We start from the raw sequence: 20,175 nt of genomic DNA, 5'->3' as shown, positions 1-20,175 counted from the left end.
ACTATAACTACTTCTGATTCAGGAATAGCTGGGGTACGAAAACAGCATGGGAACTTGGCAAAATTTATATCAAGAAGCAAGAACTCTGCAAAAGCAGAACTCCTTTATAGAAGCAGAAAAAAAATATCAGCAAGCTTTACAACTGGACCCCAAGCAAGCAGAAATTTGGAGTGATTTAGGGCATCTTTATTACCAAATTGGTCGCCCTCAAGATGCTTTATCAATGCTCTTGCAAGCAATAGAAGTAAGCCGCTTTGTCCCTCTCTATCACTACCGTTTGGGACTTGTGTTTGAGCAGCTCCAGCAAACCGAGCCAGCGATTCAAGCTTATCAAAATACAATCAAACTAGATGCCAAATGGCTAGAAGCCTACTTAGCATTAGGGCGTATCTTTTTAGCACAAGCTCAGTATGATTCTGCAATTCATAACTATCTGACCGCTCATGACCTCAATTCTCGTGATGCCAAAATCCTGGTTGAGTTAGGGCAAGCCTATGCATCAAAAGCCCATGACTCGGAGCTAAAATCTGCCTTCTACTTAGGCTTTAGTTATTACCGCCAAGGAAATTACCTAGCAGCTAGTGAACAGTATCAGAAGTTTTTAGAGTCCCCTGCGCCTGGAATTGCATCGGAAGCAATTCAGCGGGTTTATCGTTACCTGGGTGACTCGCTGCAACGCCTGAATCAACCTGAACGTACCGCCGAAATCTACGAGGCTGCGGCCCAACGTTATCCCCAAAGTGCTGACTTTCACATTAATTTGATTGCGGCCTTACGGAGTAGCGGTAACACCTCAGCTGCGATCGCCGCCGCCAATACAGCTGCCCAATTTTTTCCGGATATGGTACTGTTTGAGCGCGATCGCCACCTAATTTTGCCTATTCTTTATGAGTCAACCGCAGAAATCCAAGTTTATCGCCAGCAATTCACCCAGGGTTTAGCCCAACTGATTCAACAAATTCAGTCAAGTCCTGATATTAATAGCGAAGAAGTTTGCACCAGCCTCTTAAAAGGGCTAGGGGCACAAACCAATTTCTACTTACATTATCAAGGCCAAAATGATGTTGAATTACAAATTCAATTCTCTCAACTATTACATGAATTGATGTCTGCCCAGTATCCTCAATGGACAAAACCTTTAACAGCTACGTCATTAGATAACAACAGAAAAGTTCGTGTTGGGTATATTTCCACTTGTATGTGGAAGCAGACAGTTGGAGTGCTATTTTCTGGCTGGTTACGATATTGCGATCGCCAAAAGTTTGAGGTTTATTGCTACCACTTGCATCCTCACACCGATGATTACACGGCTGAATTTCGCAACCATTGTGATGTATTTCACCACCTACCTGTCAAAGAAGTTATTGAACTGGATTACATCCGAGCGGTAGGTGAGCAGATCAGAACCGATCAGCTTGATATTTTGGTGTTTCTGGATGTGGGTATGCATCCTTACATGAGCTTGTTTTCTAGTCTTCGCCTTGCTCCCGTTCAGTGTGTCACATGGGGGCATCCAGTGACTACAGGTTCTCCCACCATTGACTATTTCTTATCGAGTGAACTGATGGAGCCTGAAGATGCAGACGAACACTATTCAGAAAAGCTTATATGCCTACCTAATATTAGTATTGCCTATAGTCCGCCTGACTTAAGTGAAGCCACAAAAACTCGCGCTGATTTTAGGTTGAGAGAAGATGCAGTTTCATATTTATCCTGCCAAACTCTATTTAAATATCTGCCTCAGTATGACTATATTTTTGCAGCGATCGCTCAACAAGTACCACAAGCCCAGTTTGCGTTTATTGCCCACAAAAACGCCGCGATTACTAATAAATTCTCTCAGCGTTTAGAGCAGGCTTTTGCTCAGTACGGGCTTAAGAGTGCTGACTATTGTATGATTTTGCCTCGCCAAGGTCACAATGGCTATTTGAGTTTAAACCGCATTGCTGATGTATTTTTAGATACTTTTAATTGGTCGGGCGGAAACACGGCGCTAGAGGCGATTGCTTGTCATTTACCTATCGTGACTTGCCCTGGAAAAATGATGCGGAGCCGTCATTCTTTTGGCATCTTAAAGCAGTTAGGTATAACCGAGACCATTGCGTATACAGAAGTTGAATATATCAAAATTGCTGTGCAGCTTGGTTTGGATGCAGATTGGCGACAAACCCTTCGAGCCAAGATTCAGGCAGGACACTCCTGTGTGTATAAAGATCAAAGCTCCGTAAGAGCGTTGGAACAGTTTTATCGGCAAGTGATTGAGCAAAATTCCAAGACTAAATTTACTGTATGACTAACGAATTTACAAACTCCCAATTAAACTACCTCATCCCCCCTGAAATTAAGGATGATGAGTTCTATTACGCGATTAAAAATCTAGTCCAAGAACCTACGATTAAAACTGTTTTAGAAATTGGTTCTTCTGCTGGAGGAGGAAGCACAGAAGCGTTTGTCACAGGTTTAAGGCTTAATCCCAACCAGCCATTGCTTTTCTGTATGGAGATTTCCCAAACTCGTTTTGCGGCACTCCAACAACGATATGCCCAAGATAGCTTTGTTCAGTGCTATAACGTTTCCTCGGTCAGTTTAGAAGGTTTTCCTTCCGAAGCAGAAGTAATTGAATTCTACCAAACGCAACCCACAGGACTTAATCGCTATCCTTTAGATCAAATTTTATTGTGGTTACGCCAAGACATCGATTATGTAAAAAACTCTGGGGTTCCTGATGCTGGCATTGATCGAATTAAACAGGAACATCAGATTCAATATTTTGATTTAGTCTTGATTGATGGTTCAGAATTCACAGGCGAAGCTGAACTAAAAGAGGTTTATGGCGCTAAATTTATTCTTCTAGACGATAGTAACACGCTAAAAAATTACAAAAACTATCAGAAGCTACTTAAAGATACTAACTACGAGTTAATTCAAGAAAACCAACAAGTTCGCAATGGCTATGCTATTTTTCGCCGAGTCAAAGAACCCAAATCCACCCCTAATACACCACAGCAATTCACATTAGGAGATACTGATCCACAAGTCTCCTTGCGAGGGCCAATCTTTTTCTTTTGTGGTCTTTCCAGCGATCCTCATAAAGTAGCTTATCTTCATGCTTTTGTTTGCTTAGCTGAGGGCTTAAAAGCATTAAATATTCCTTTTTACTCTAATATCAACTATTGGCAAACTGCTCCAGGCTCAGATTATCTATTTCGCCACGATCCATCCGTTCGCCTGAGTGATTGTTCCATCGTCATTCTCGATCACCATTGGTTTCGTTTCCACCATCCCCTCCCCGACAACTTATTTCACCCAGAACGGTCTTATTTGACGGTTTACATGGACTTCGAGGATGGTGCAGAAACCCCCGCTTATGATCCGCCTTTCCGACAATTTGATCTAATTTTTCGGCCACACTACAACCGCAAAGCTGATTATCCTAGCAACTTTGTACCTTGGGCTTTTGGGCTGTCTAACCGGATTTTGCGAGCGACTCAAGCAGCCACAGATTCTATCGATCGCGATCGCCACCTGTTGCTGAATTTTCGACATGCTCATCCGCTCAGAGACACGATTGAACAGCAATTTCTGCCTCAAGTTCAGTCAATTTTGCCCGTTGATACCACGGTTGAAAGTTTCAACGATATCCCGTCAACACCCGAAGACCTGTTGCAATGGCAGCAAACAGGCCGACGCCATTACCCTCGCTACTACCAACGCCTACTCAAGGCGATCGCTTGTGCCTGCTTTGGCGGTCGCCTTGAGTCACACCCTGTCACAGGAGAACCGATCGGGCATTGGTGGGACAGTTGGCGGTTCTGGGAATCGCTAGCTGCGGGTTGTGCCACTTTTCATCTAGATTTCGACAAGTACGGCATTACCCTGCCCGTCATGCCAGAAAACGGGCGTCATTACGTGGGGATTGACTTAGATAACATGGATGCCACGCTGGTTCGGCTGCAACAAGACCCCGATCTCTTGGCTGAGATTGGTGCAGCAGGCCGAGAATGGGCCTTAGCCAACTACAGCCCCATCCCAACCGCAGAGCGCTTCTTGCAGACAGTGCTCACCAGTCCTGCCGCTCATCAGCGCCAAATAGCGGCTCGTAAAGCTGCGATCGCCGCTCAACCATCTGCCCAGCCAGCCGATCCGCTGCCTGTGGAGTTTTTCACGATTGTTCTCAATGGTGAGCCTTTCATTCGCTATCACATCGAAGTTTTTAAACAGCTTCCATTCCAGTGGCATTGGCACATTGTGGAAGGAGTCGCAGATCTCAAGCACGATACCGCTTGGAGCTTGCCCTCCGGTGGCAAGATTACAGACCAGTTGCATCGCCAGGGCCGCAGTTGCGATGGCACCTCTGAATACTTGGACAAACTAGCTCAGCAATATCCAGATAACATCACAATTTACCGCAAGCCCAACGGTGTCTTCTGGGATGGCAAGCGTGAAATGGTGAGTGCGCCTTTGTCCAATATCCAGAATGAATGCTTGCTTTGGCAGATTGACGCGGATGAACTGTGGACAGTGGAGCAACTACGCAAAACGCGGCAGTTGTTTATCGAGCATCCAGAGAAAACCGCAGCATTTTATTGGTGCTGGTACTTCGTCGGCCCCAACTTAGTAGTGACGAGCCGCAATTGCTACAGCCAAAACCCTCGTCAAGAGTGGCTACGGACTTGGCGCTATCAACCAGGAGCCATTTGGTTATCTCATGAGCCACCTCGTCTGGCTCAACCCGCCGCCAACGGCCAATGGCAGGAAGTCGCTCGGATTAATCCTTTTCGACACCAGGAAACGGAGCAGCAAGGCTTAGTCTTCCAGCACTTTGCCTATGTCACGCCAGAACAGTTGCGATTTAAAGAGCAGTATTACGGCTACACCCAGGCCGAAGCGCAATGGCGTAAGTTACAGCAACAAAGCCAGTTTCCAGTTTATCTGCGCGACTATTTTGCTTGGGTGCAAGACAATACCACGGTGGATCGGCTGGAAAGGCTGGGGATATCGGCGATCGCTCAACTCACTCCCTCCAACACTTGGCAATTTGTCCAGCCCCAGGTAGCAGCAACTATACCTCCAAAAATTACCAAACAACCGCTGATCATAATTGATGGGGTCTTTTTCCAACTGATCAACACGGGCATTGCCAGAGTTTGGAGCACGTTGCTCGCAGAATGGTCGCGGAGTAATTTTGCCCCTTACCTGTTGGTGCTCGATCGCGCTGGAACTGCTCCCAAAGTTGAGGGCATTCGCTATCGCACGATTCCGCCCTATAACTACCGCAACACCTCGCTAGACCGAGCCATGCTGCAACAGATTTGTGATGCAGAGCAGGCAAGTTTATTCGTTTCTACCTATTACACGGCTCCAATTTCTACGCCTTCGGTGTTCATGGCCTATGACATGATTCCAGAGCGCATTGGCTGGAATGTAGACCAATTTATGTGGCGGGAAAAACACTATGCCATTCAACAGGCTTTCCGCTACTTAGCGATTTCACAAAATACGGCCCGCGATTTGGTCAGATTTTTCCCTTACGTCGATCCAAAAGCGATCACCGTTGCCCCTTGTGGCGTGCAACCCCACTTCACACCAGCCACTGAGGCAGAAATCGCTGCATTTAGACAGAAGCATCAGATTACTCAGCCGTATTTCTTGACTGTAGGCACTAGAAATGGCTACAAGAACACGATTTTGTTCTACAAAGCCTTTGCCAAACTCGCCAACGCCACCCACTTCAGTCTTGTCTGTACCGGAGGAAACCCGACTCTAGAGCCTGAACTCAGTGATTGCTTACCGATTGGTACAAGAGTGCATCTACTGAAACTGGACGATGCCGAATTACGCATGGCCTACGCAGGCGCGATCGCTCTGGTTTACCCCTCGCAGTACGAAGGCTTTGGCCTACCGATTGTCGAGGCAATGGCCTCTGGTTGCCCAGTCATTACCTGCCCTAACGGCTCCATTCCAGAAGTGGCGGGTCAAGCGGCTATTTATGTTAACCACACAGACGTAGAGGGGCTGGCAGCGGCTCTGCAAAAGGTTCAGCAACCGCAGGTTCGTCACACTTTAGTTCAGGCAGGACTCGCCCAAGCCAAGCAGTTTTCTTGGCTCCAGATGGCCAAAACTGTGTGTGAAGCGCTGATGGCAGCGGTGCAAGCGGCTCCTACGCCTGAGCCTTACACGCCCCCTCTCGCGATCGCCTCGGTAGATGAGCGACAGGTTATCTTTCGAGAAAATGCTTTGAGCCGGGAGGTGGCTCAGCCGGAACCCACGCTAGTTTCAGATCCCGTTCTCCCAGCCGAAACCTCTGAACATTACCAGCAAGTGGGCAGAAGCTTGTTAGCCGAGCACCAACTCGAAGATGCGATTCAAGCTTTTGACAAAGCCCATCAGTTGAGCCCGCGTGATCCAGCAGCTTTGCATGATCTAGGCACCGCTTACAAAGCCAAGGCAGATGAATCTCGCATGCGGGCTGACTTTTACCTAGGGTTTGCTTTATACCGTCAAGGCAAGTATCAAGCTGCGATCGAGCGGTACCAGAAGTTCTTGGCAAGCGAGAAAGTAGGGGTCGCCCCAGAATTGATTCAGCGAGTTTACAAGTGCTTGGGTGACTGCTTCCAGCGCTTAGGCCAGTACGACGCAGCAATTGAGGTTTATCAGCAAGCGGTGCAAGCTTACCCGATCGCCAAGCTTTATTTTGACCTCATTTCTGCGCTGCGAGACAACGGCCAAACGGAAGCCGCGATCGCCACGGCCACCCAAGGCTTGAGCTTAATCCCCGACGATTTTTCTCTCAAGTTGGCCCAGCAGATGACTCTGCCAATTTTGTATGAGAGTGTGACTGAAATTGCCGAGTCGCGGCAACGCTTCACCCAAGCTTTAGCCCGGATTAGCGCGGAACTGGATTTATCTACAGCAGAAGCCAGCCAAAACGCTCTCAATGGAGTTAGCCGTTACGCTAACTTCTATCTGGCTTACCAAGGTGAAAATGATCGCCCGCTGCAACAAGAGTATGGGCTGCTGGTGCATCAGATTATGGCCACCAACTACCCACAGTGGGTGCAAGATCGACCCATGCCACCTTTAAGCCCTAGTGGCAAAATTCGCATTGGCTATCTCTCCGACTGCCTCCGACAGCACACGGTAGGCAAATTGTTTTTGGGTTGGTTGCGCCATTGCGATCGCCAAAAATTTGAAATTTATTGCTATTCTCTGAATCGAGAACAGGATGCGATCGCCCAGGAAGTTCAACACTACAGCGATGCGTTTCATCAGATTTCTGGGGATCTAGAGGGCATGTGTCAGCAGATTTTGAACGATGAGTTGCATGTGCTGACGTTTCTCGATATTGGCATGCATCCCAAAGCTAGCCAGATTGCCAGTTTACGCTTGGCTCCAGTGCAGTGTATGACTTGGGGCCATCCGGTGACATCGGGCTTACCCACGGTTGACTATTTTCTCTCTAGCGACCTGATGGAGCCTGAAAACGGTGAGGAACACTACTCGGAGCAATTGGTGCGGCTACCTCAGCTCGGCATTGCTTACGCGAAACCTACGATTCCAGAACTGACCAAAACCAGAGCTGATTTGGGATTGCGGGAAGACGCGGTGGTGTATTTATCTTGCCAGTCGCTGTTCAAGTACTTACCGCAGTATGATTTTGTGTTTGCTGCGATCGCGCAACAAGTTCCCCAGGCCCAGTTTGCCTTTCTGGCTCACTTTAGCGCGGCTGTCACCGAAAAGTTTCGCCAGCGCTTACAACGAGCTTTCGCAGCGGTGGGCTTAAATAGCGAAGACTATTGCATCATTTTGCCTCGACAGAACCAAGTGGGTTATTTGCAACTCAATCTACTGTCCGATATCTTTTTGGATACCTTTGCCTGGTCCGGCGGCAACACCACGCTAGAGGCGATCGCTTGCCATCTACCCGTTGTCACGTGCCCTAGTGAATTTATGCGAGGACGACATGCGGCGGGAATTCTACAAGCTTTGGATATCCCTGAGGCGATCGCGGCTAGCCCAGAAGACTATGTGGCGATCGCAGTTAAGTTAGGGCTGGATTCTGCGTGGCGGCAGGAGATGGGAGCGCGCGTTACCCAAGGCCATGCTCGGCTTTTTGATCATCCAAACTGTGTTAGAGCGCTAGAAGCGTTTTATCAGCAGGTGGTGCAAGAAACATTGCCAGAGACGGCGTCAGGCGATCGCAAATCATCCTAAACAAATCTACGTACCAATCCCTAACGACCCAGCTCTGGAGGGCGAATTTGCGGGGGACTGGGTTCTAGGAGGACTCTGGGAGGTTCAGGGGGCTGTAGCGCCTTCCGCCACTCGCCAATTTGGAGTTGGGCTGGGGCATAGGCTTCTGTCTGGGGAGGAACCTTTTGGGCGATCGCGATCGCGCTGGGCAAGTTGTAATTCGCTTGATTTTGCGCCAAGACTAAAATGGATTGGCTCCACTGATTGATCGCAGCTTCAGCATCAACTCGCAAGGAACTAGAGGCAGGAATTTGATCCGCTTTTTGAATGGCTGCGGCTAGGGCATCTGGGGTCGCGGCAGTCGCTAAGCTTTGGGCTTCCTGCCAATTTTGCTCTGCCTGAATTTGACCACGCCAAGAGCGAATTTCATCTTGGGCTTCATCATAGAGAGAACGATTAGAAGTAATTTGTTCAGCAGTAGCGATCGCGCTAGGCAAATCTCCAGCACTTGCAAAAGCGCGGGCTTGGTCTAGATAGGGTTGGTCTTGCTGCCGTTGTATTTCTCGCGTCCACTGACCAATCTTGTCTTGGGCTTCTCTGTAAAGGGCACGGCCTGGACCCACTTGGCTTGCCTCATTGATCGCGGATTGCAGAGAAGTGGCATCTCCAGCGAGCGCATATTCATCGGCTCGATCTAAGTAAGGCCGATCTTCTGTGGTTTCGACTTGGCTGCGCCAACGTCCAATTTCTTTCTGCGCTTCATCCCAGCGAGGATTGGAACGATTAACCAAGCTAGCCTCAGCGATCGCCGCGCCTAAGGCATTGGGAGTCCCCCCTTGCGCTAATTGACGGGCTCGATCTAGATGAGCCACACCCTCAATTTCTCGTTGCCAGCGGGTAATTAACTGCTGGGCTCTGGCGTACATGGGGCGCTTGGAATCAAGTTTTTGGGCTTGAGCGATCGCTGCTTCTAGATCTGCGACTGTGCCTTGCCACGCCTGAGCTTGAGCATCAGCTAGATCAATAAAGTCCTGGGCTTCTGCTTCTAAGTTGGCACTTGTAGGGATCTTGCGGGCAATGGCGATCGCTTCTGTGGCGTTGCGTTGCTCTAGGGTGGCTTGCGCGAGGTTCAACATTTTGCGACCAAACTTGCCAATCGCCGTTTGCGCCTCTTTATAGATGTAGCTGTTAGGGCCAATGGACTCGGCCAGCTTAATCGCTTTAAGCAAATTGTCGAGACCGCCAATATCTGCTAGTTCTTCGGCTTTGGCTAACTTGTTGCCTTCATCCCTAGCGACCCGAATCCGTTCATTCAGTTCTTGATATTTTGTGGTTTCCCAATAGGTATTACCCACATAAAGCAGGCGCACCGCCTCAGTAAACGCTTGGTGCCACTTGCGCTCTCGCAGGGCTAATTCCGATTTTTGATAAATTGCCTCTGCTTTCTGCCAGATCGATTGCCAGCGGTCGATGCGTTCATTCACCAGAGCATGAGCGGCTGTATTTTCTGGAATCTTGCGGGCCGTCGCGATCGCCTCGTCAAGCTTGCCTGCGTTGAAGGAATTTTCAGCCAAGTTCAAAATATCTGATGACCACTGCTGAATCGAGCGATCAATATCGGAGCGCAGCGGGTGATCAGCAGGCAAACTATTCACTAGGGCGATCGCTTCTAGCAAGTTCTTCAGGGTTTGCTTGTTGGCCGCAACTTGGGCGCAGTAGAGCCGCATGGAAGCAGAAGCCATCGGCCAGAAAATCGAAGGGCAATTGGGTAGCGCCGGCGATCGTACCAATAGCGCCACAGAGAAAACTGCCGCTCCTCCCGTAAAGAGCAGGGTAGTCAGGCCCCAAAACCGTAAACTGGTGGGCAGTTGTAATCCTTTGCGATCGCGAGCAATGGGGGGCTTAGCCAGCGGTGGAGTAGCAGGCCCCGATACCGCATAGGCAGGTTCCTCCGTCTGGCCCAGTGACGAAACGACAGGCCGAACTGATGGAGGCACAGCTCTGACCACAGGACGTGGCATCGGATTGGATGAGGGACGAGGAGCAGGAGGGCGATCTGGCAAGTTGCTTGAATTCTTCCTGCGGGGAGGCCGATCGGCTGGCCTACGGTCTGGAGTTCCACGATCTCTGGTCATAGCCCACCTAACAACTCCCACCTAACAACTCGTAGCGCAACGGCTCTGGCTACCCCAAAGCAAATGCAGTAGTTGCCATCCTACCCTCCTCAAGCCCTAAAAAGTCAAATTTTTAGTTTTAGATGACACTAACGCCTAAAGGACATGCTGCCTAATAACCCTACGTCTAAAGTAATTCAAACCTCCCCATCCATCACCAGGATGCTGCTAAGATTCTGCTCGCAATTCTAAAATTAGCTGGGCTAGCTGGTCGCTGCTAGCTTGATAGACCTCATTGCAGAAGTGACAAGTCGCCTCAGCGCCATTGTCCTTTTCGATCATGTCTTGCAGTTCCGTTTCTCCCAGAATCTTGAGAGCGCCTAGCATGCGATCGAAGGAGCAACCACAATGAAACCGCACCAACTGAGTTTCTGGAAAGATTTCTAATCCCATATCACCCAGCAGTTGCTCAAACATTTCTGGCAGCGATTTGCCTGCTTGCAACAGGGGGGTAAACCCAGCAAGTTGACCAATGCGAGACTCTAGAGTTGCCACTAGTTCTTCGTCGCGAGCCGCCTTAGGCAGGACTTGGATCAGTAATCCACCTGCCGCAGTCACGCCTTCTGCACCGACAAACACACCCACAACCAACGCTGAGGGGGTTTGCTCCGAAGTGACTAAATAATTGGCAATATCCTCTCCAACCTCACCCGAAACAATTTCTACAGTGCTGGAGTAGGGATAGCCGTAACCCACATCCCGCACCACATACACGTAGCCTTCGTGACCTACAGCCCCGCCCACATCCAATTTGCCTTTGGCATTAGGAGGCAGCTCAATCTCTGGATTATCGACATACCCCCGCACGGTACCGTCTAAGCCCGCATCGACTAAAATGCCGCCTAGGGGCCCATTTCCCCGAATGCGGATGTTGATTCGCGATCCAGGCCGTTTCATACTTGATGCCAACAGCAAACCGGATGACATGGTACGCCCTAGAGCCGCTGTCGCCACATAAGAGAGCTGATGCCGCTGTCTAGCTTCCTCGGTAAGACGAGTGGTGATGACCCCTACCGCCCGAATGCCTCCATCAGCCGCAGTTGCCCGCATTAACTGATCCGCCATGAAAAAACCTTACATTTCTTAATTCACTGTTTCTATTCTAAGTTGTGGGTTGATGGGCTTGAGAGCGATCGCGCTGATTCTGGCACGGGTTACACAAGGCGATCGCGTTTCTCGTGGCTCGGTCAAGAGCTACTGGGACTTGGCATACTGAAAGAACCACTGTTAATTTGCGGAGCAACTACTCAAGCCTATGTGGGGTACTTTTCAACAAAGCAATTTGCGAATTGAGGTCAATGCCTCAGCTACTACCATTCGGGATAGTTTGCTCCAACCCACTCAACTGCAAAAGTGGTTGTGGCCAGAGCGCATCGCCCCTGGACTGCCAGAACAGTTGCATGCTGGGCTATCGTTCACCAGTTGGCTTGGTCCGATCGCAATTCAGCATCAAGTAGATGTAGCGGAACCGAATTGTCTGCGCTTGCTCCTAAGCCAAGGGGTAGATGGCTTCCATGAGTGGTGTTGGGGTGATGGCTGGCTGCAATCGCGCCTAGAAGGGGTTTCGCTCTTACCGCTTAATGCGGGCCAAACGGTGGCGCTTTTGAGTTTGCGGCAATTTCTAACTAGACAGGCTGACACTTAATGTCACTCAGCGTCAGGTTGGCAGCACCAACAGGCAGCGGAGGGCAGTAAGCCATGTTGGGCAAAACTTCCCTATCTGGCGATCGCGTGCGATTAACGAGCTGGATGCCCCAAGACTTACCCGCTTTAGCCCGGTGGTATCAACAATCTGACTTCCTACGGTTGTTAGATGCTCAGCCCGCTTACCCCTACTCCGAAACGTTTTTAGGCCAATGGCTGGAAGAACGCCAGAAATCTAATCAGGCTTTTATTTTTGCTGTGCGTCCTGCCAGTCCAGCCGCACCTGTCGTGACAACCGACGACACTTTATTGGGATATGTAGAACTAGACGGGATTCTGTGGAATCACCAAGTCAGCTGGATTAGCATTGCCATTGGGGAGGAGCATTGGGGACAGGGTTATGGCTCCGCAGCGATGCAACTGGCGCTGACCTTTGCCTTCGAAGAGCTGAATCTGCACCGTATCCAACTCACCGTTTTTAGCTACAACGATCGCGCGATCGCTCTATACGAAAAGCTCGGTTTCCAACGCGAGGGAGTCTACCGAGAGTTTGTCCACCGCAGCGGCGATCGCTACGATATGTACCTTTACGGTCTCCTCCGTCCCGAATGGAAAGCTAGATTTGGCTGAGCGTCCTAGCGTTGATTAGTTGAGGTGAGCGGCTTGGTGCAACGGAATGGTAATCACGAATTCAGTTCCTTGGCCCAGTTCCGAGGTGCAAGCCAGAGAGCCACCATGCTTTTCGGTGACAATCTGATAGCTAATCGATAGCCCCATGCCTGTGCCTTTACCCACCGCTTTAGTCGTGAAGAAAGGATCAAATAATCGCTGCTTGATCTGGGCGGGAATACCCCAACCATTGTCTGTAATCCGAATGATTGCCTCCTGATGAGGAGTCAGTTCGGTCTGAATTTGAATCGTAGGCGTAAACTGCTTACCCTGCTCTAGGGCCTCTTCTAGGGCATCGATCGCATTACTCAAGATATTCATAAACACCTGATTGAGTTGCCCGACATAGCATTCTATCCGGGGTAAATCTCCGTAGTGCTTGATCACGGGAATTTCAACGCGATCGCTCTTGGCCTTAAAACGATGCTGCAAAATCATCACGGTGCTATCGATGCCGTCGTGTAGGTCTACCGCTTTCACCTCCGCTTCGTCCATGCGCGAGAAAGTCCGGAGGGAGGTCACAATCTTTTGAATCCGCTCGGCTCCCACCTGCATCGAATCGAGAATCTTAGGCAAATCCTCTAGCAGAAACTCTAGGTCAATAGCTTCAGCTTCAGCCGCGATCGCCGGAACTGGAGTGGTGTAGTGTTCTTGGTAAAGCTGCACTAAGCCCAGGAGATCTTGCGTGTAGGTACGAGCATGACTCAGGTTGCCATAAATGAAGTTGACTGGATTATTAATTTCATGGGCGACTCCTGCCACTAGCTGCCCCAAGCTCGACATCTTTTCGCTTTGTACCATCTGGGCTTGGGTGCGCTGGAGTTCTTGCAAGGCGGCTGCGAGGTCTGCGGTTTGTTGCTGGAGTTGCGCTTCGGCTTGTTTGCGCTCATCTTCAACCAGTTTGCGTTCGCTAATATCCGTCACAGTGCCGACATAGCCCACCACTTCGCCCTCAATGCCTTTTTCCGCCACCGCCTGCCCAAAGACCCAGGAAATGGAGCCATCAGGACGCTGGAAGCGATACTCTAGGCGGAAGGCTTGTTTAGCCTGGACTGATTGCTGCCATGCTAGCGAGACGCGATCGCTATCTTCAGGATGAATCGCCCCCACCCAACCGCTGCCCTTAGCTGTGGAAGGAGTCAGACCCGTAATCTGGCACCAACGCTGATTCACATAAATACAGTGACCCACCGCATCGGTGCGAAAGATGCCCACTGGAACGGTGGCAGCTAGGGTGGCATAGCGTTTCTGGCTCTGGCGCAAAGCTTCTTCCGTCTGTTTACGCTCGGTCGCATCCGTGCCCACCGAAAGAACTTCAATCAGCTGGTTTTGTTCATTCAGGATCGGTTTATTCGCCCAGGCAATCCACACCCGTCGCCCATCTTGGCAGCGGTTCTCATTTTCGTTGTAGGCGTAGTCTTCGGGATGCTGATGAATGGCGATCATCAACATTTGCAGATCTCGGCCAGAAGTTTCGGTCTCAGGAACAATGGTGCCAACTACATTCTGTCCCACCAGTTCGCCTGTAGCGAAGCCAAAAAAACGGGCTCCGTAATCATTGATAAACCGAATCGTACCACTTGTATCCCAGCGGAGAATAATACAATTGGCCGTCTGTACCAAGTCGCGATACTGGGATTCACTAGCTTTGAGCGCCTCTTCGGTTTGTTTGCGCTCGGTAATATCGCGAGCAGTGGCGTAGATTAGCCCTTCTTGAGCGTAAGGTGTGGAAGTCCAAGAGAGCCAGCGGTAGGAACCATCCTTGCAGCGGTAGCGATTCTCGAAAGAAATGCTGCCTTTATCACTTAAAAGTTGGGCAGTCTCGGCAGCAGTCGTTGATTGATCCTCAGGATGGACAAAATCAATGAACGGCTGAGCGGTTAACTCTGCGGCTGTGTACCCCAGCGTCTGCTCGAAAGCAGGGTTGATCCGCTTGAAGTGGCCATCGACTCCAGCAATGCCCAACATATCCCCAGCCAGGGTAAAGAAGCGATCGCGCTCTGATTCCGCCTGTTTGCGCTCATCTTCTGCCCGTTTGCGTTCGGTAATATCCTCGACCAGCGCCACAAAAAATTGAAACTGTCCCCTCGGATCTCGAATCGCTGAAACGGTTAAGTTGGCCCAGACTAGGCTACCGTCGGCACAAAGAAAACGACGTTCTCGCTGGAAGCTGTCTCTCGTGCCCATGATGCAAGCCAGACACAAGGGTTCCTCGATCGCCCAATCTTCCGGCAAGGTTAGGTCTTGGGGGGTCATGATGGGTAATTCTGCTTCGCCGTAGCCAATCAGTTGTTGCCAGCAAGAATTGGCTTGGCGAAACTTCAGGTCTGGCCCTACTACCGCAATCCCCATACCAGAGTTTTCAAAGATGGCTCGGAAGCGTTCTTCACTGGCTTCGCGATCGCAAATTTCTTGCTGGAGTCGAGCGACGAGCTGCTGCAATTTAGCGGTTCGGACTTCGACGCGAAACTCTAATTCTTCGTTGGCTTGTTGCAGAGCCAATTCTGCCTGTTTGCGCTTAGTGATCACCTGGGTAAACATGATCAAGCCGCCCACTTCTCCACTGCGGTCATACCAAGGCCGTACTTCCCATTTCAGCCAATCTACGGTGCCATCGGCTTGGAGAAATGCTTCTTCATCACAACACTCCACAGCCCCGGCTAGACAACGTTGGTGAATCTCCCGCCAGCGATCGGGGATTTCTGGAAAAAGATCGTAGTGACAGCAACCTTGAATGTCGCGATCGCCTAAACCGTAATCATCGAGCCAGCGGCGACTAACCATCAGGTAGCGCAGTTCGCGATCGAGCATTGCTACTGCCGCAGGGGTATGTTCGACAAACAGGCGTACTTGCTCCTCCCGCCGTTGGAGAGCCAGTTCTGATTGTTGGCGTTCTGCTTCGATTTGCTTGCGTTCGTTTTCGTCGCGCTTCGCTTCGCTGATGTCACGAATGGTGCCAATCAGCAGGATGTTGCCTGTGTCATCTTCAAAGACTGATTTCTTGGTGGCGACAATATACGTTTCTCCACGGGCGTTAGTAAAGCTTTCCTCGTTTTCCTGAGGGATGCCCGTCGTAAAGGTCAATTCATCTTGCTGCCAAAAGACTTCTGCTTGCTGCTGGGGAAAAAATTCATAATCTGATTTGCCGAGCAAGGTCTCACGACTACGACCCAAAAAGTCGCAGAAGGCATCGTTGAGAAAGAGCCATCGGTGTTGACGATCCTTGATAAAAATGGGGTCGGGCATCCCATTGATCACTTTCATCAGAAAGCTTTGGGACAAGGTTAAATCGTTTACCGAAGTCTGCATGGTTGGTTTTGCCGAGAAATCGCTAGGCGGATGCTGTATCTCATCATTCCCCCTAAGCGCAGACTGGCTTACACATTCACAACAGGTAAAAAATACTACTCGGGTGATTTACCTTTTCTCCCACAGTTTTCTCTACGACAGGGTTAACTTGTGATTGATAAACAGTGCCAATGCTCTACACCACTCTCCCCTGTAATTTGCAAGCTCAGCAGTTGCGCTAACTGTTCAGCTTTGATCTGGTTGCCTTGCTCAAAATCGCAGACGTGAATGTCAACCGTGATCTTGGCTTTCTCTGGCCAGAAATGTAGAGCTACGTGGGATTCCGCTAACAGGGCGATCGCAGAAACACCGTGGGGCTGAAAGGTAAATGCCAGCTCTCCCACTATCGTCAACCCTACTTGCCCAACGACACTTTGCAGCAAACTGAGAAAATCAGCTTCTGTCCATTGGTACACAGCAGCGGCAGCCGGAAGAATTGCAGAGAGATGGTGAGAGCTAAGTGTGGAGGGGGTCATGAGCGATCGCCAATCATCCATAAAAATCGGAAAAATCAGAGAAACCTAAAAGAGACTAGACACCATAAACTCGGCGGCCATCTCCAGGTAGCAGAGTGAGAGCCGTAGGGTGAATCCGATTGCCCACCGTGATTTCCAGCTCTCCTTCCCAATCTTCAACTGAGAGCACTTGGTGATCAGAGGCAGCGTAGTCAAAGTAACGGCATTGTTCAGCTTGGCGGTTCAGGGTAGTGCCCACCCGAGTCATCCGGGCTGTGCCCGCTTCCACTTGCCGATAAGCGACACCGCCAAACGTCAGATGAGTGGGAGGAGTGCTAGGAATATCTAACCCTTGCGTTGGCTCCAAGAAATTCACTTCTACCTGATCATCTTCTTCCACGGAAAGCCAGCGGAGGCGATCGCCATCTTGCAACAAGTACTCTAACCAGGTGTAGCCGTTGCTGTCGTAGGTAAGCTTGCCCTCTACGACCCAATCTGTGCTCATGTATTGCACAATATCTCCCACCTCTAAGGTGAAGATGGTACGAGCCAGGGAGGGGAGTTGAGCGCGATCGCCCTGGTTGGGTAAACGCCCCTGCGACTGGCGCACGACCAAAACGACACCAACTACCACCACTGCGATAACGCCAAGCCAAACTAATGTGATCATCCCCCACCTCTCTTCCTTAGTGATAAGCGGCCCAACGTGGATCAGCTTGATACTTCACCAGCACTGGGTTCGCTAAGCGATTGATTTCTACATTGCCAAGTTGCACATCTTTAGGCAGTTGGAATAGTTGTTGCAACAGTGGCTCCGTCAAAAACTTGGTGGCAACAGGTAACCTTAGAGTTGCAGCTTGCAAGGGGGCACGCATTGCCAAAACAAAGCCCCAAGGCCCAAAACTCGGTACATCCGTGACGTAAGGATGCACCGATAAACCAACCGACTCCAGCGTCGCGGCAACACAAGCAAAAGCTCGCGGGGCAAAAAATGGACTCGATGCCTGCGTCACCAATACTCCAGCAGGCGCTAAGCGTGGTAACAGACGTTGATAAAAGCCTTGAGCATAGAGTTTGGCGAGTGTGTCTCGGTCGGGGTCTGGAAAGTCTGCAATAATCACATCAAAGGTTTCGGGCAGCGTCGGTACAGTTAAGAAAGCGTCCGCCTGTCTGACCTCTACACGCGGATCATCCAAAGCGTGAGCATTGGCTTGCACGAGAAAAGGATGTCGTCGCGCCAAATTAATCACTGCTGCATCTAGGTCAATTAACAACACCCGCTCTACCTCTGGCCATTTCAGCACTTCCCGCAACGCCAAACCATCGCCTGCGCCCATGAGTAATACCCGACGGCGATCGCGACTGGCACTCATGGCGGGATGTACCAGGGCTTCGTGGTAGCGGTACTCATCTAGAGTGGAGAACTGCAAATCTCCATCCAGAAACAGGCGCACATCTCCCGCTTGGCGAGTCAGCACAATCCGCTGATAGGGTGACTGGATGCGGCTAATCACCGGAGCATTGTAGAGCGTGTTTTCCAAGCGATCGCCCAATGGTACCGTCAGCGGAGCCAAGGCAAAGAGGCCAAAACAAACCACTAGCCCCCAGCGTCGCCAACGTCGTAGTTGGGGAAAAGTTCGACCGAGGGCAAACACCATGAGAGCAGGTAACGCCCCAATCAACGCCGCCGCAGGAAACATCCCTACTGTAGGTAACAAAACCACAGGCAGCGCCAACGAGCCTACCAGTGCGCCCAAGTAATCCAGCGCTAAAACCCCAGAGAGAGCATCTCGTACTCCTGCCTCTTGCTCCAGCACCCGAGTCAGCAGCGGTACTTCCAAGCCTGCCAGGGTGCCCAACAGCAACGTCACTAGAAACAAACCAATCCAGACAGGCCCATTGACCACAAATAAAATGAATAGTCCTAATGGCAACAGCGCACTCAGCGGAGCGATCGCGAGTTCAATCTGAGCAAAAGCATTTAGGAGTTGCTGCTGCTCCTGTCGCAGGCGATCGCTCTCTGACTCAACACCGACTAGCTCCTTGCCTGATTCAGGAACTGCAATGAATCGGCTCAAATAAGACCCAACTCCCATTGCGGCTAAAAAGCCACCCACTGCCACCCCATAAGCGAGCGCTTGATTGCCGACTAAGTAGCTCGCCAAAGTGCCCAGCAGCAGTTCAATCGCTAATCCGCAACTGGAAGAAATCGCCGTCGCCGCTAACAACAAATGCCGCTGCCGCCGACTTAGACTGAGTTCTGGCTCCCCAGCCTGCATGGTCGCTTGCCCTAGAGATGCCATTTTATTTGCCTGCTCCGGGTCCACCCCCACGAAACTCACCATAGCTAGTGCGTTCGGGGCCAGGAATCCAAGTGCGGTTATGGTAGCGACCCGATAAGCTGGTGCCGTATCGGGGCCAATACATCGGTTGCCGTTCTTCCCGGAGGTGCAGCGAGGAACTTTGGGTGTACCCAGCGGTGAGCGTAATACCTGTAACCAGGACAGCCGCGATCGCAAATGCAGGAGTCATAATATACAATCTCTAACTTGCAAAAAATATCTACCGGAACTACGTCAAGTCGTCTTCAGGTGAATCACTTTAGGCCAGCCCAAGGTTTTGGCTCCATCCCTTACCACTAATGTGGTTTTATCGATGGGGCCGTCGGGAACCACTTCAGCGTAAAAGCCATAGGAACTGCGCGGCTCTAAAACAAAAAACACGGTGAGGGTGCCAGTACCTTCATCTACTTTGCCGTTTTCTTTGGACAAGCTGAGCTTGACTGGAAACGAATTGGTATAGATCTGCTCACCACTCTGGTCTTTGACAAACAACTCGACTTGCAATGCTTTTGGAGAAGTTTCATCAGAGGTAATGTCCACTGTGACCCGCACTAAGCGATCGCTCCCACCCATCACCGCCCGATCGCCCACATCGCTATCCGGAATGGTCTTGTCGATGACCTGAGCGCCTGTGATCGGAACAGCAAATAACGACAACAGGGCTAAACTAGCGGTGCCAAGGAATCCAGCCCAGAGATAGCGGCCATCCACCACCCCATTCTGCACCGTGATGCTAAAGTTCACGGGCTGATCAATTTCTTGCCCAGAGGTGCTGGTATAGTCCAAGACTTGAATAGCGATCGTCATGGGTTCGGATTGGTTAGGGCGCACATCCAAACCACCTGCTAAATCCGATTCTTGCCAAGTGCCTGATTCACCCTCCTCACTCCAGGTGCCGGACTCATTCCAGGCTTGCTTAATACCGCTCGCCAGTAAGTTACCTTGGCGATCGCGCAGTTGGATTTCGTAAGTAACCCAATGGTTGTCTGGAATCGTCGCTTGGGTCTCGATTCGCAAAGCTCCAATCGGTGTTTTTTCAACCTGAATGGGTTGGAGTTCTGCCGCTTCTTCTGGGTCTACATTCAGGCTAGTGGCGAGCAACGTCTTGCCGACAAAACCAGCATTCATTAACCCCAGCAACATCACCACCGCTGTAGCTAAGGTCAAGTAAGGCCAAGGGTCCATAAAGCGGCCCAATCGCTGGGTTTGTACTTGTACAGACATAAGCTTTCCTCAACTTGCAGTGATTCACCAAGGCCACTCAGGCACTCCACGCGAAAGCACCCTAGTAAAATCTAGAGTTCCCAGCCGCAATGCTGCCTGCTAATAGTGCCAATACAATTTCAGTAG

At 50.5% G+C, this 20,175-nt stretch carries 12 protein-coding genes; 4 read left to right on the top strand and 8 right to left on the bottom strand.

Annotated features, from left to right (window positions below):
* Positions 1 to 46 precede the first annotated feature (46 nt).
* Together KME12_01300 and KME12_01295 are read left to right on the top strand one after the other, a co-directional pair.
* A complete protein-coding gene (locus KME12_01300; GenBank protein ID MBW4486403.1) occupies positions 47 to 2,293 on the top strand; it encodes a tetratricopeptide repeat protein in 2,247 nt (748 codons plus the stop codon).
* Positions 2,290 to 8,214 (top strand): glycosyltransferase, encoded by a 5,925-nt coding sequence (locus KME12_01295; GenBank protein MBW4486402.1) that lies wholly within the window; start codon positions 2,290 to 2,292, stop codon positions 8,212 to 8,214. Before KME12_01300 ends, KME12_01295 begins: the two co-directional genes overlap by 4 nt.
* Before the next feature lie 20 nt (positions 8,215 to 8,234).
* Here the strand turns inward: KME12_01295 and KME12_01290 are convergent, their stop codons facing one another.
* Together KME12_01290 and hslO are read right to left on the bottom strand one after the other, a co-directional pair.
* Entirely contained in the window at positions 8,235 to 10,328 is a 2,094-nt protein-coding gene (locus KME12_01290; protein MBW4486401.1) for a chromosome segregation ATPase, read from the bottom strand.
* A 207-nt stretch (positions 10,329 to 10,535) separates the two neighbouring features.
* Positions 10,536 to 11,432, bottom strand: a complete 897-nt coding sequence (gene hslO / locus KME12_01285; protein MBW4486400.1) for an Hsp33 family molecular chaperone HslO — start codon at positions 11,430 to 11,432, stop codon at positions 10,536 to 10,538.
* Positions 11,433 to 11,622: 190 nt separating this feature from the next.
* Here hslO and KME12_01280 point away from each other — a divergent pair, with 190 nt between their 5' ends.
* Together KME12_01280 and KME12_01275 are read left to right on the top strand one after the other, a co-directional pair.
* On the top strand, positions 11,623 to 12,012 hold the full coding sequence (locus KME12_01280) for a hypothetical protein (protein ID MBW4486399.1): 390 nt from the start codon (positions 11,623 to 11,625) through the stop codon (positions 12,010 to 12,012).
* A gap of 53 nt (positions 12,013 to 12,065) precedes the next feature.
* Positions 12,066 to 12,641 carry a GNAT family N-acetyltransferase gene (locus KME12_01275; GenBank protein ID MBW4486398.1) on the top strand — a complete coding sequence of 192 codons (576 nt, stop codon included), beginning with the start codon at positions 12,066 to 12,068 and terminating at the stop codon, positions 12,639 to 12,641.
* A gap of 15 nt (positions 12,642 to 12,656) precedes the next feature.
* On the opposite strand, the gene KME12_01270 is transcribed toward KME12_01275, so the two are convergent.
* From KME12_01270 to KME12_01245, 6 genes are all read right to left on the bottom strand, one after another.
* Complete coding sequence (locus KME12_01270; GenBank protein ID MBW4486397.1) at positions 12,657 to 15,989, bottom strand: PAS domain S-box protein; 3,333 nt, start codon at positions 15,987 to 15,989, stop codon at positions 12,657 to 12,659.
* Positions 15,990 to 16,132: 143 nt separating this feature from the next.
* The gene (locus tag KME12_01265) at positions 16,133 to 16,525 is read right to left on the bottom strand and encodes an S-adenosylmethionine decarboxylase (GenBank protein MBW4486396.1); all 393 of its coding nucleotides are present in this window, start codon (positions 16,523 to 16,525) and stop codon (positions 16,133 to 16,135) included.
* 34 nt (positions 16,526 to 16,559) lie between these two features.
* Positions 16,560 to 17,153, bottom strand: a complete 594-nt coding sequence (locus tag KME12_01260) for a DUF4178 domain-containing protein (protein ID MBW4486395.1) — start codon at positions 17,151 to 17,153, stop codon at positions 16,560 to 16,562.
* Between the two features lie 16 nt (positions 17,154 to 17,169).
* Positions 17,170 to 18,786 (bottom strand): polyamine aminopropyltransferase, encoded by a 1,617-nt coding sequence (locus KME12_01255; GenBank protein ID MBW4486394.1) that lies wholly within the window; start codon positions 18,784 to 18,786, stop codon positions 17,170 to 17,172.
* Between the two features lies 1 nt (position 18,787).
* Positions 18,788 to 19,018: a hypothetical protein gene (locus tag KME12_01250; protein MBW4486393.1), complete on the bottom strand. Its 231-nt coding sequence runs from the start codon at positions 19,016 to 19,018 to the stop codon at positions 18,788 to 18,790.
* 41 nt (positions 19,019 to 19,059) lie between these two features.
* Positions 19,060 to 20,049 (bottom strand): hypothetical protein, encoded by a 990-nt coding sequence (locus tag KME12_01245; protein MBW4486392.1) that lies wholly within the window; start codon positions 20,047 to 20,049, stop codon positions 19,060 to 19,062.
* Between the last annotated feature and the right edge of the window lie 126 nt (positions 20,050 to 20,175).

The organism is Trichocoleus desertorum ATA4-8-CV12, assembly GCA_019358975.1.
GTDB lineage: Bacteria > Cyanobacteriota > Cyanobacteriia > FACHB-46 > FACHB-46 > Trichocoleus > Trichocoleus desertorum_A.
Note: the sequence above shows the minus strand (reverse complement) of the source record. Positions and strands in the feature narration are given on the sequence as shown.